Origin of the sequence: Sphingopyxis sp. DBS4 (assembly GCF_024628865.1) — a bacterium.
Classification (GTDB): Bacteria; Pseudomonadota; Alphaproteobacteria; order Sphingomonadales; family Sphingomonadaceae; genus Sphingopyxis.
The window spans coordinates 2,847,219-2,859,131 of the sequence record NZ_CP102384.1; the positions used below are offsets into that span (position 1 = coordinate 2,847,219).

The following is an 11,913-nucleotide window of genomic DNA, read 5'->3' on the forward strand; positions in this document are numbered from 1 at the left end:
TCCAGAAGGCAAAGGGTCAGAGAGCGAGCGGGCGGGCAAGGACAAGGTCGTCGTAGAGCTTGCCCCCGACGTCGAACCGGCGCGTCCCGATGTCGGCGAAACCCTGCTTGCGATAGAAGGCGAGCGCCCTTTCGTTGCGGGCATAGACGCCGAGGAGCAGGCGGCGATGGTCCCGCGCCGCCGCGACGGCCTCGCGCATCAGCGCGGCGCCGAGCCCGCTGCCGTGGAAGCGCGACAGCGAATAGATCCGCTTGAGCTCGATGTCGCCGTCCTTGGCCGCGGCGAGGTCGGGCTTGCCGACCAGCGCAAAGCCGATCGGCGCGCCGCCCGGCTGCGCCTCGGCAAGCCACGCCCGCGCGCCATCGGCCAGCAAGGCGCGATAGGCGGTTTCGCAATGCTTCGCGGCGCAATGCGAAACGATCGCGTCGCCGTCGAGAATCCCCGCGAAGGTTTCGAGGAAGGTTGCGGCGCCGATCAGCGCCAGCGCGGCGGCGTCATCCGCTCCGGCCTCGCGGATCGTCCATGATGGTCCGTCGTCCATCAGGAGGCCGCCGCCGCAAAAGCCGCCATGGTGAAGGGTTCGAGCCCGGCGAGCCGCGTACGCACCGCCACGTCGGGAACATGCCGCGGCGCGAGGCCATCGACAGCCTTCGCCATCGCCGCGATATGCGCGGGCGTCGAACCGCAGCAGCCGCCGAGGATATTGACCTGCCCATGCGCCGCCCATTCGCGCACCAGCCCCGCGGTCGTATCGGGCATCTCGTCATATTCGCCGAGTTCGTTGGGCAGCCCGGCGTTCGGATAGACCATCACCAGCGTGTCGGCGAGGTCGGAGAGCACGCGCACATGCGGGCGAAGCTGTGCCGCGCCGAACGAGCAGTTGAGCCCGATCGTCAGCGGCCGCGCGTGGCGCACCGCATACCAGAAAGCCTCGACCGTATGCCCCGACAGGTTGCGGCCGCTAAGGTCGGTGAGCGTCATCGAGATCATCAGCGGCAATTCGCGCCCGACCTTCGCCTCGGCCTCCAGCGTCGCGGCGATCCCCGCCTTGGCGTTGAGCGTGTCGAAGATCGTCTCGATCAGGATGAAGTCCGCCCCGCCCTCGGCGAGCGCGACGACCTGGTCGAGATAGACCGCCTTCAGCTCGTCGAAGTCGATCTCGCGAAAGCCCGGATTGTTGACGTCGGGCGACAGCGACAGCGTCTTGTTCGTCGGCCCGACCGCGCCCGCAACAAAGCGGCGGCGGCCGTCGCGCGCCGCGAACCTGTCGGCGGCCTCGCGCCCCAGCCGCGCACTTTCATGGTTGATGTCGGCGACCAGATGCTCGGCGCCATAATCGGCCTGGCTGATCCGGTTGGCGCTGAAGGTGTTGGTCGAGACGATATCCGACCCGGCGGCAAGATAGGCCTCGCCGATCGCGGTCACGACATCGGGCCGCGTCAGCGCGAGGATGTCGTTATTGCCCTTCTGGTCGTGCGACAGGCCAAGATTTCCCGCATAATCGCTCTCGGCGAGCTTGCGGAGCTGGATCTGGGTGCCCCAGCCGCCATCGGTCAGCAGAATGCGCTCCTTCGCGGCGGCTTTCAGGGCTTCGCGGGCGTTCATGCGGCTGCTTCCTCCGTCGCGGGGGCCGCCTTCGGGCGCAGGCCCAGGAGGTGGCAGATGGCGTAGCTGAGCTCCGCCCGGTTGAGCGTGTAGAAGTGGAAATCGCGCACGCCGCCCGCATAGAGGCGACGGCACATTTCGGCGGCGATCGTCGCGGCGACGAGCTGACGCGCGGCGGGATGGTCGTCGAGCCCGTCGAACAGCGACACCATCCACGCCGGGATTTGCGTCCCGCACATATCGGCCATGCGCCGCGTCTGCGACACGTTAGACACCGGCAGGATACCGGGAAGGATCGGCGCGTCGATCCCTGCCGCCGCCGCCGCGTCGCGAAAGCGCAGGAAGGCGTCGGGCGAGAAGAAGAATTGGGTGATCGCGCGGGTCGCGCCCGCGTCGAGCTTGCGCTTGAGGTTATCGAGATCGGCCTCGGCGCACGACGCGTCGGGATGCACTTCGGGATAGGCGGCGACCGAAATGTCGAACGGCGCCACCGCCTTCAGCCCAGCGACGAGCTCGACCGCATTGGCATAGCCGTCCGGGTGCGCACGATAGGGCGCGCCGCCGGGCATGTCGCCGCGCAGCGCGACGATATGCCGCACCCCCGCTTCCCAATAAGCCTCTGCCACCTCGTCGATCTCGGCGCGCGACGCCTCGACGCAGGTCAGGTGCGCGGCGGGCGCCACCGGGCTCGTCGCAGCGATCCGCGCGACCGTCGCATGGGTGCGCTCGCGCGTCGAGCCGCCCGCGCCATAGGTCACCGAGACGAAGCTGGGGGCGAGCGGTTCGAGCGTGTGGAACGTGTCCCAGAGCTGCGCCTCCATCTTCTCGGTCTTGGGCGGGAAGAATTCGAAGCTGACGCCGATGTCACCCGCGAGATCGGCGAAGAGCGGAGTCGCGGCGGCGCGGCGCGCCTCGGCGAGCGAGTTGAGGGTCGATGTCATGCCGCGAGCCTTTTGTCGTCGTTGGAAAGGGGAGCTTGCCTATCGTCGCCGGCGCGGCGGCCGAGCCACAGCTTGACCGCAAGATCGCCGCCTTCGAGCGTCTGCGTATTTTCGAGCGCCAGCCCCGCCGCCGCGAACCAGCCGCCGATCTGGGCATCGGAAAAGCCGAGGCGCGCGTGCGCCGCGAGCGTGCGCAATTCCTCGTCGGCGTGCGGCGCGAAATCGACGATCAGCAGATGCCCGCCGCCGCGCAGCACCCGCCCCGCCTCGGCGATCACCCGGTCGGGTTCGTGCGCGAAATGCAGCGCCTGATGGATGACGATGCTGTCGATGCTCGCGTCGGCAAGCGGCAGATTGAGGAAATCGCCCTGCACCAGATCGATCGGCGCCGCCTGCCCGGCAAGCTTGGCGCGCGCGAGGCGGAGCATCTCGGGGCTGCGGTCGAGCGCGGTGACGCGGTGCGCGGCGGGGGCGAAGATTTCGGCCATGCGGCCGGTCCCGGTGCCGATGTCGAGCAGATGGCCGAGCCCGCGACCGCCCATCATCGCCAGCATCGCGGCCTCGACCTCGCTTTCGGCGATATGGCGCGAGCGGATCGCGTCCCATTCGGCAGCATGGTCGGCGAAATAGCGTTCGGCCGCCGCCGCGCGCTCGGCACGCACCGCGGCAAGGCGGCGCGCGTCGTTGGCGATGACCAGCGCCTCGCCTTCCGAAAAGGGCCACGCCCCCGCCTGGGTGACGATGCCCGACACCGGCCCGTCGGTCGCGATCCGCAGAAAGACCCAGCTCCCCTCGCGCCGCCGTTCGACGATCCCGGCCTCGGCAAGGATGCGGACATGGCGCGAAACGCGCGGCTGGCTCTGGTCGAGCACGGCGGCGAGTTCGCCGATCGCGAGTTCCATTTCGCGCAGCAGCGCCACGACGCGCAGGCGCGTCGGGTCCGCAAGGGCGCGAAAAATGTCGAGCAGCTCGGCCATGAAATGGGATATAAAGCTTTCTTTATATCCGGTCAACCGAGGCACGCGCCTCCCCTCCGATTTTATGAGACGCGGGTCGATTTGCGACAAAAGGCGGGCGAAATTGCAAAAAGAGCGTTGCACCCCCCTTGGCGAGGCGGTATTTCTGCCGCCGATTGGCAAGTTCACGGGATCGATTGGGTTCCCATGCCGGTCGATCAGTTCAATCGAGAGGGGTATTCCCACATGAAGAAGTTGATCACTCTGTCGCTCGTCGCCGCTGCCTCGCTGGGCCTGGCCGCTTGCGGTGACAAGGCCGCCGACAACGCCGCCACCACCACCGAAACCCCGGCGACCGACACCGTCGAAGGCGCGGCCGATGGCGCGATGCAGGCTGCCGAAGGCGCCGCCGACGCTGCCGCGACCGCGAAGGACGCCGCGACCGACGCTGGCGCCGCTGCCGCTGCCGGCGACACCGCCGCTGCGACGGACAAGGCTGCCGAAGCCGCCGGCGCCGCCAAGGAAGCGACCGACCAGGCGAAGGCCGCCGTCGACGCTGCCAAGAAGTAAGCGCCTTTTCGGCTTCTGGCCGGAGGAATGCAGGGGTCGTCGGCACGCGCCGGCGGCCCCTTTCCTTTGCGGGGATACTCCCTTGCGGTCGCTGTGCTGCGCGGTTGCCAAGCGGCCGATCCGCGATTAAACTTTTTCCCCAATGGCCGCCGGGCCATTGGATTTGAAAGGAAATTTCATGCGCAAGATCATCATCGCCTCAATGGCCGCCGCGGCCTTCAGCCTGACCGCCTGCTCGGACAAGACCCAGGACGCCGCCGCCGACGCCGCTTCGTCGGCCGCCGACGATGCCGCCGCCGCGGGTGATGCCGCCGCTCAGGGTGCGGCCGACGCCGCCGACGCGACCGCCGATGCGGCGAAGGATGCCGGGGCCGCCGTCGAAGGCGCCGCCAAGGATGCCGGCAACGCCGTCGAAGGCACGGTGAACGCCGCGGGCGACGCCGCCGCCAAGGCGGGCGACAAGATCGCCGAGGAAACCAAGAAGGCCGAAGCCAACGACAAGAAATAAGTCGAAGCTTCGCCTTCGGGCTGGTATCGAAGGGCTCCATCCGCGGATGGAGCCCTTTTTCGTGGGAGCCGAACGATGCGAACCCCTTGGCCCGCGGCGCTGCTCGCGCTGGCGCTGGCTGCGGCAACGGGATGCAGCCGCACCGACAACGAACCCGGCCCCGGCGGCGTGACCGTCAGCGAAGCCAAGGCGCTCGACGATGCCGCGGCGATGCTCGAAAGCCGCGACGGGACAGCGGACCAGAAAAGCGCGGACGGCGGCAAAACCGGCAAATAGCGGCTTTCGCAGCCGCCAAGGGGCCGCTAGATTGCCGGAGCCCCGCAACTGGCGCTGAAGATGGGTATCCATCGGGGAACGGGGTTCGGCCGCATGGCTGGAAAAGCCGCGCGCCTGGGTGATCCGCCGCCGACGCAAGGAGCATCCGCATGACCGCCACTCCCCAAACCGCTGCCCAGACCACCGTCGTCTTCCTGCTGTTCCCCGGCATCACCCAGCTCGATTTCACCGCGCCCGCGCAGGCGCTCAGCCGGATGCCCGGTGCACGCCTGGTCGGCGCCGCCGCGACGCTCGACCCGATCGCGACCGACAGCGGTTTCGCGATCCTGCCGACGCATGATTTTGCAAGCGCGCCGCAGGCCGACATCCTCTGCGTCCCCGGCGGCCATGGCGTGACCGAAGCGCTGGGCGACGCCGCGACGATCGATTTCGTCGCGCGGCAAGCGGCGGGGGCACAGTGGGTGACGAGCGTCTGCACCGGCGCCTTCCTGCTCGGCCACGCCGGGCTGCTCGCGGGCAAGCGTGCGACGACGCATTGGGCCTATACGCATCTGCTGCCGCTGGTCGGCGCGGAGCCGGTGGCGGCGCGCGTCGTCGAGGATGGCAGGCTCGTCACCAGTGGCGGCGTGACCTCGGGCCTCGATTTCGCACTGACCCTGATCGCCCGGCTGCATGGCGACGCGGTCGCGCAGGCGATCCAGCTCGCGATCGAATACGATCCCGCCCCGCCCTTCGCCGGCGGCCACCCCGACCGCGCGCCCGAAAGCGTCACGGCGGGGCTGAAGACCCGCGTCTACGACGCCGCAGCGGCACGGATCGAGGCGGCGCTCAAGGGCTGACAGGACACCTGAACGTCATCCCGGCGAAAGCGGGAATGACGAGAAGATGAGACGCAAAGTGCCGCTTGTCGGCCGTTTTCAGCCCTGACACCCGTCGCTGCACAACACCGTCTTTTACATCCCCATCAGCGGCGTCTAGGGTCAGGACCCATTAAATGCACGTTCGAGGCGTCGAAATGGCTAAGATATTGGGTTTGGGCAGTCGCAGCGGGTAGCATCGCTACCCGCAAGGCTGCGCAGACCCAAGATCGAAGCCATTTCGGCGTCCCTGCGGGATTTGATCGATTTTGCCCATGGCTTCGTCGGCAAGTCTTGAAATATCGACATATTCCTACGCCTTGCCTCCTCGCCCTGAGCAAAATCGCTTCAAACCTCGAGCGCGCATTTAATGGGTCCTGACCCTAGCCTCGCACCCTCGTGCAGGAGCCCCCGCCATGACCGCCAAGCCCGACGCTATCGATCGCCTCGTCCAATTCCTGCTGCTTGTCGCCGCGATCACGACGATCGCCAACGGCGCCTTCATGCTCGTCCGCCCGCTCGACTGGTATGTCTTCATCCCCACCGTCGTCACGACCGGCCCGCCGAACGCGCATTTCATCCGCGACATCGGCCTCGCCTATCTGGGGTCGGGCCTGATCCTGCTCTATGCGACCGCAAACCCCGTCGTCCGCTGGCGTGCCGCGGTCGTCGGCGGGCTCTGGCTTGCCTTGCACGGCGCGCTCCACATCTATGAAGTGGCGGCGGGCATCTGCGGCCCCGCGACCTTCTGGGCCGACGCGCCCGGCGTGATCGGTCAGCCCGCGCTCGTCATCGTCGCGCTTGCGATCCTGCGGATTCGAAAGCGCATTTGACAGCGCACATCCGACTGGACAAAGCGCGTCCATGACCCTCTCCATCCGCCCCGCCACGCCCGCCGACCTGCCGCTGATCGCGCAGTTCATCCGCGACCTCGCCGATTATGAAAAGCTCGCGCACGAGGTGCGGTTCGACGAGGCGACGCTCGGCGAAAAACTTTTCGGGCCGCGTCCCTATGCCGAGGTCGCGATCGGCGAGATCGACGGACAGGCACAGGGCTTCGCGCTCTTCTTCCACAATTTCTCGACCTTCGAGGGACGTCCCGGCCTCTATCTGGAAGATTTGTTCGTCCGCCCCGCGGCGCGCGGATCGGGACTCGGCAAGGCGCTGCTCGCGCATCTCGCGAAGCTGTGCATCGAACGCGATTGCGCGCGGCTCGAATGGTCGGTGCTCGACTGGAACACACCGTCGATCGGCTTCTACAAAAGCCTCGGTGCGCGGATGATGGACGAATGGACCGTCATGCGCGTCGACGGTGACGCGCTGGCGGCACTCGCATCTCACTGATCATACCGACCTAGCCGGGTTTCACCATCCGCAGCCTCCGCCGTTCCATCGGCCATTTGGGCATATGCGCGTCCGACAGCCTCTTCGCCTCGGCGGGCGCGATGCCGAGTTCGGTCAGCGCGCGCACCAGCGCCTCGGCAGGCGGCACCGCGATGTCGGGCTGCACGCCGACGCCTTCCCAATCCTTGCCGGTGCCCGGATCATAGGTGCGCCCGACCGGAATGAACGCCGCATAGCCGCCGCCGAGTTCCTCGCCGCGCCCGAAATGATTGGCCCCCGCGGTCGGCGCGCCGATCAGCACGCCGCGATGCGTATGCTTCATCGCCAGCGCGAAATGCTCGGCCGCCGACGCGCTCGCGCCCGACGTCAGCACATAGATCTTCGTCTTTTGCAGCCGCTCGTCGCCGTTCGGAGTCGCCCAATGCTCGCGCGTCACCATGCCCGGTTCGCCCTTCACGATTCGCAGCGAGCGGTCGCCCCCGAGCGGCCCGTCGCCCGCCTCGTCGACCGACGCGCGCGTCGCCATCGTGACGAGCCGCGTCGGCTTCGCGAACAGCCAGGGAAAAATGGCGTCCATCTGCTCGATCCCGCCGCCATTGTGGGTGCGGATGTCGAAGATGATCGCCTTCGCCTCGGCATGGTCGGCCATGAACTTCGCCGCCTCGGCGGTCACCGCGGGGTCGTCGGGAAAGACATTGAAGCGCACGAAAGCGATGCCGGGCGCAATCCAGCCGGGCTGCTCGACCGGCGGCTTTTGCGGGCGGGGCGCGGGAACCGCGACGCCCGGTCCGGTGGGCGCCGCGCTCTCGGGAACCTTCAGCCGCAAATGGCCGTCCTCGGCCACCGCGCGCACATCGGCGTCGATCGCCGCGCCGAGCGCTTCGCCCGACAGCGCCCTGTAGCGTCCGGCCTCGATCCCCGCACGCAGCGCTGCGGCAAAACGCTTGCCGGTTTCGGGATAGACATAATCGCGATCGAGCAATGCGGCATATTTTTCGGCGATGACGTCGCCGCCGACCTCGGCTTCGGCCTCGGGTGGGAGTGACGCGGGCGCCGCCGGCGACGCAACCGACGGCCCGGCCATCATGACGGCCGCGGCCAGCAGGCCCGGCAGAAGTCGCGAAGGACGAATCATCTCAATCTCCAATCCAGCCCCGGATTGGCGAAGGTGTATAACATCTATAATACGGATCAACTACATTTGTAGTCGATCATCGCTTGCGCGCAAACCAGACGAGCAACCCGCCGACGATCGCCAGCACTGCCCCATTGCGCGTCCACACCCGGTCGCCGAGCATGAAGCTGCTTTCGGGCCAGTGCACGATGTCCAGCCCCTGCAGCATCCACAGGCCGCCCATCAGGATCGCCGCGACCCCGACGATCGCCATGATCGCTTTCACCGCCGCCATGACCGCCTCCTATCGTTTCTGCAGTCCGATCAGCGGCCGCAGCCAGCCGATGCTGCGCCCGATCGCATAGAAAAGCCAGCATCCGATCACGGTCGCCGCGAGCAGCACCGCAAAGGACGGCAGCGCCGCCACGCCCGCGAGCAGCAGTCCATATCCCACCAGAACGATGATCGTCTGATGGATGATGTAAAAGGGGAACACCGCCTCGGCGAGCATCGCGCGCCACCGGTGGTCGCGGTTCCAGAAACGGTCGGCGATCCCGACCAGCGCGACGATCGCCGCCCAGCCCTGAACCAGCCGCAGAACCATGACGGGCGTGACGACCCCCGCGGGCGGTCCCTGGCCCGGCGCGCTTGCCACCGCCCAGGCGACATAGGCATAGGCCGCGAGTGCCGCCACCGCCGCGGCGGGCCAGTAGCGCGCGACCGCATCGAACAGCGCCGGGCGCACGCGCAGCAGCCAGCCGATCGCGAAGGGCAGCAGATAGTGGAGATGGCTCGGCCCGTCGTCGACCAGCGCATGGGTTTCGCGATAGCCGGGAAAGGCAAGCAGGATCGCAAGCCACGCCGCGAGCGGCACCGCCAGCATCCCCCAACCGCCGAGCAGCCGTGCGGCGCCGTCGGCGACCCGGCTCCGCGCCTTTTCGGGCACTGCCGCCAGAACCGCGACCGCGAGCAGCGTATAGACGAAGAGATAGACGACGAACCACAGATGCTGCCACGTCGGCAGCACGATCCCGTCGAGCGTGCCGAAGCGGAAATAATCATGGGCCCAAAAATGCAGGAAACTCGCCGCATAGCCATGCTGCGTCGTCAGTTCGATCCACGGCTGCACCGGGATCACCACGATCATGCCAAAGGCGAGCGGGATCAGCAGCCGCGCGGCGCGCGAGCGCAGGAAAGCGCCCGGCGCGCCGAGTTTCGCGAACAGTGCCGCGCTCGCATAGCCCGAGACGAGAAAGAGCAACGGCAGCCGCCAGCTGTTCGTCGCCAGCATCGGAATTTCCACCCAGTCCATCGGCTGCGGCGTTTTGACGTGCCATCCCCAGGGCACGAAAAACATGCCGATATGATAGAGGATCAGCAGCGCGAAGGCGCCGATCCTGAGCCAGTCCATTCCATAATGTCGCTTCATGTCCATCGCGGCGAAACTCCTTTGCCGGTTCGTGCCGCTGCCGCTAATCGGGAAAGCGGCCGGCGGGCGATCCCGGCGGGACGAGAAGCGGAGCCGGTGTGACGGACGAAGAGGCCCGAGGGATGAACGGCGGCGCAGCCGGGACGAGTGGCCCCACTGGCGGGCTCAGCGCCCGCGCGCTCACCGCGCTGCTGCTGAGCGCGGTCTTCCTCTTCGGGCTCATCCGCATCGCGGCCAACGTCTATTCCTACATCGCCGACCGCGAGGGCGCGGGCGTGATCGTGCCGCCGACGATCGCGTGGATGCTGGAGGGCAGCAGCCTGATCGCCTGGGCGGTGGTGATGATCCCCTGCTGGTTCGCGGTGCGCCGCATCCGCCCGCCGCGCGTCGCCCTGCCGTGGGCGGTCGCCATCCACGCGCTGCTCGCGATCCCGGTGTCGCTCGGCCATATCGCGCTGATGGCCGCGTTCCGCGCCGCGCTCTGGCGGCTGATGGGGCTCACCTATCATTTCACCGCGCCCGACGGCTCGCCGATCCTCTATGAATTGCGCAAGGACATCTCGGCCTATGCCGAGCTCGTCTTCATCCTCTTCCTCGTCCAGTGGCTCGTCGCGCGCTACGCCGCGCCGCCCGCCGCAGCGCCGCGGCCAGCGACGCTGATCTGCCCCCTTCTGAGTGGTCCAAAATTGATGATATTTTGGACGACGAAGGAGATATAGAATGCCGAGCAAGAAGCATCGCCCGGAAGAGATTATCGGCAAGCTACGTGAGGCGGAGGTTGTGCTTGCGCAGGGCGCTACGACCGCCGAGGCGTGTCGTCGGATCGCGATCAGCGAGCAGACCTATTATCGGTGGCGCAAGGAATATGGCGGCCTGAAGACCGATCAGGCGCGTCGGATGAAGGATCTGGAGAAGGAGAATGCGCGGCTTCGTCGTGCGATCTCGGACCTGACGCTGGACAAGCTGATCCTGCAGGAGGCTGCCCGGGGAAACTTCTGAGCCCCGCACGCCGCAGGCGCTGTATCGACCACATCAGAATGATGATGCCGGTGTCCGAGCGGCGGCTGTGCCGCGTGCTCGGGCAGCACCGATCGACGCAGCGCAAGGCGCCACGCGGGGCGGATGACGAAGCGGCCCTCACTGAGGATATCATCGCACTGGCCCGGCAATATGGTCGTTATGGCTATCGCCGGGTGACGGCGTTGCTACGCGATGCGGGGTGGCATGTGAACCGCAAGCGGGTTGAGCGTATCTGGCGCCGCGAAGGGCTGAAGGTGCCACAAAGGCAGCCGAAGCGCGGGCGTCTGTGGCTGAACGACGGATCGTGCATCCGGCTGCGGCCAGAATATCCCGGCCATGTCTGGTCCTACGACTTCGTCGAGGGCCGGACGCACGATGGTCGCAAATACCGGATCCTGTCGATCATCGACGAGGCGAGCCGGGAGTGCCTGGCGTTGCCGGTGGCGCGTAAGCTCAAGAGCGACGACGTGCTCGCGGCACTGGCCGAGCTGTTCGTCACGCGTGGGCCGCCGGCGCATATCCGGTCGGACAACGGCCCGGAGTTTATCGCGACGGCGGTGCAGCAATGGCTCGCCCAGATCGGCGTGAAGACGCTGTATATCACGCCCGGATCGCCATGGGAGAATGGCTATTGTGAAAGCTTCAACGGATCCCTGCGCGATGAGCTGCTCAACGGCGAGATCTTCTACTCGCTCGCGGAGGCCCGGATCCTGATCGAGGCTTGGCGGCGGCATTACAACACCGTCCGGCCGCACAGCTCGCTGGGATATCGACCACCGGCGCCGGAGGCCGTTCCATCGCCAGTGTCGCCCGCCGGTTCCGCTTCGCTCCACCTGCGGCCAACACTGGCGATGGACGCGTCAATGCACTAACAATCCCAGCGGACCACTCGGTGGGGGCCGGTCAACGCTCGCGGTCGGCGACGGCGCGGTCACCCACCATCTGCCGGTCGATGAGATCGAGCATGTCGCCGCCGCCGCCAATTATGTGGAAATCACGTGGCGCGGCCAGACGTTGCTTCACCGCGCGACGCTGACCGCGATCGAAAGCGAGCTCGCCGCCGCCGGTTTCGTCCGCATCCACCGCAGCCGCCTCGTCCGCCGCGACGCGGTGCGCCGCGTCGTCACGCTGAAAAGCGGCGATTTTGATGTCGAGATGGCCAGCGGCGCCATGCTGCGCGGCAGCCGGCGGTATCGGGGAAATGTGGAGGATTGACACCCTTCTCCCTTCCCCCTTGAAGGGGGAAGGATACGAAGCCTTATCGCGAAGCGATTAGGCGAAGTTGGATGGTGG

Annotated in this window: 16 protein-coding genes; 9 read left to right on the forward strand and 7 right to left on the reverse strand. The window is 67.3% G+C overall.

Features of this window, described 5'->3' with window-relative positions; all coding sequences use genetic code 11:
- Window positions 1–16: 16 nt before the first annotated feature.
- The 4 genes from NP825_RS13490 to NP825_RS13505 are packed head-to-tail and all read right to left on the reverse strand — an operon-like array spanning window position 17 to window position 3,523.
- Window positions 17–541 (reverse strand): GNAT family N-acetyltransferase, encoded by a 525-nt coding sequence (locus NP825_RS13490; RefSeq protein WP_257544317.1) that lies wholly within the window; start codon window positions 539–541, stop codon window positions 17–19.
- Window positions 541–1,605, reverse strand: a complete 1,065-nt coding sequence (locus tag NP825_RS13495) for a homocysteine S-methyltransferase family protein (protein WP_257544319.1) — start codon at window positions 1,603–1,605, stop codon at window positions 541–543. Before NP825_RS13495 ends, NP825_RS13490 begins: the two co-directional genes overlap by 1 nt.
- Complete coding sequence (gene metF, locus NP825_RS13500; RefSeq protein ID WP_257544321.1) at window positions 1,602–2,546, reverse strand: methylenetetrahydrofolate reductase; 945 nt, start codon at window positions 2,544–2,546, stop codon at window positions 1,602–1,604. The genes NP825_RS13495 and metF overlap by 4 nt, the downstream gene beginning before the upstream one ends.
- Window positions 2,543–3,523, reverse strand: coding sequence for a metalloregulator ArsR/SmtB family transcription factor (locus NP825_RS13505; protein ID WP_257544323.1), 981 nt, complete (start codon window positions 3,521–3,523; stop codon window positions 2,543–2,545). The genes metF and NP825_RS13505 overlap by 4 nt, the downstream gene beginning before the upstream one ends.
- 225 nt (window positions 3,524–3,748) lie before the next feature.
- Between NP825_RS13505 and NP825_RS13510 the strand changes: the two genes are divergently transcribed.
- From NP825_RS13510 to NP825_RS13535, 6 genes are all read left to right on the forward strand, one after another.
- Complete coding sequence (locus NP825_RS13510; RefSeq protein ID WP_257544326.1) at window positions 3,749–4,072, forward strand: hypothetical protein; 324 nt, start codon at window positions 3,749–3,751, stop codon at window positions 4,070–4,072.
- Window positions 4,073–4,250: 178 nt separating this feature from the next.
- On the forward strand, window positions 4,251–4,580 hold the full coding sequence (locus NP825_RS13515; protein WP_257544328.1) for an entericidin EcnAB: 330 nt from the start codon (window positions 4,251–4,253) through the stop codon (window positions 4,578–4,580).
- Between the two features lie 75 nt (window positions 4,581–4,655).
- Window positions 4,656–4,856, forward strand: coding sequence for a hypothetical protein (locus NP825_RS13520; protein WP_257544330.1), 201 nt, complete (start codon window positions 4,656–4,658; stop codon window positions 4,854–4,856).
- Window positions 4,857–5,005: 149 nt separating this feature from the next.
- A complete protein-coding gene (locus NP825_RS13525) occupies window positions 5,006–5,695 on the forward strand; it encodes a DJ-1/PfpI family protein (RefSeq protein WP_257544332.1) in 690 nt (229 codons plus the stop codon).
- A 434-nt stretch (window positions 5,696–6,129) separates the two neighbouring features.
- Window positions 6,130–6,546: a hypothetical protein gene (locus NP825_RS13530; RefSeq protein ID WP_257544334.1), complete on the forward strand. Its 417-nt coding sequence runs from the start codon at window positions 6,130–6,132 to the stop codon at window positions 6,544–6,546.
- A 31-nt stretch (window positions 6,547–6,577) separates the two neighbouring features.
- Complete coding sequence (locus NP825_RS13535) at window positions 6,578–7,057, forward strand: GNAT family N-acetyltransferase (protein WP_257544336.1); 480 nt, start codon at window positions 6,578–6,580, stop codon at window positions 7,055–7,057.
- Between the two features lie 10 nt (window positions 7,058–7,067).
- Here the strand turns inward: NP825_RS13535 and NP825_RS13540 are convergent, their stop codons facing one another.
- From NP825_RS13540 to NP825_RS13550, 3 genes are all read right to left on the reverse strand, one after another.
- Window positions 7,068–8,192, reverse strand: coding sequence for a S41 family peptidase (locus tag NP825_RS13540; RefSeq protein WP_257544338.1), 1,125 nt, complete (start codon window positions 8,190–8,192; stop codon window positions 7,068–7,070).
- Between the two features lie 76 nt (window positions 8,193–8,268).
- Window positions 8,269–8,466, reverse strand: coding sequence for a hypothetical protein (locus tag NP825_RS13545; protein WP_257544340.1), 198 nt, complete (start codon window positions 8,464–8,466; stop codon window positions 8,269–8,271).
- Between the two features lie 9 nt (window positions 8,467–8,475).
- Window positions 8,476–9,600, reverse strand: coding sequence for an acyltransferase family protein (locus tag NP825_RS13550; protein WP_257551430.1), 1,125 nt, complete (start codon window positions 9,598–9,600; stop codon window positions 8,476–8,478).
- A 122-nt stretch (window positions 9,601–9,722) separates the two neighbouring features.
- Here NP825_RS13550 and NP825_RS13555 point away from each other — a divergent pair, with 122 nt between their 5' ends.
- The 3 genes from NP825_RS13555 (at window position 9,723) to NP825_RS13565 (ending at window position 11,835) form a co-directional block, all read left to right on the forward strand.
- Window positions 9,723–10,319, forward strand: a complete 597-nt coding sequence (locus NP825_RS13555) for a hypothetical protein (protein ID WP_257544342.1) — start codon at window positions 9,723–9,725, stop codon at window positions 10,317–10,319.
- 1 nt (window position 10,320) lies between these two features.
- Window positions 10,321–11,492, forward strand: a protein-coding gene (locus NP825_RS13560; RefSeq protein ID WP_095387322.1) for an IS3 family transposase whose coding sequence is annotated in 2 segments (ribosomal slippage) — window positions 10,321–10,585 and window positions 10,585–11,492 — 1,173 coding nt in all. Because the reading frame shifts where the segments join, the coding sequence is not laid out codon by codon here.
- Window positions 11,493–11,562: 70 nt separating this feature from the next.
- A complete protein-coding gene (locus tag NP825_RS13565) occupies window positions 11,563–11,835 on the forward strand; it encodes a LytTR family DNA-binding domain-containing protein (RefSeq protein ID WP_257551433.1) in 273 nt (90 codons plus the stop codon).
- Window positions 11,836–11,913 lie beyond the last annotated feature (78 nt).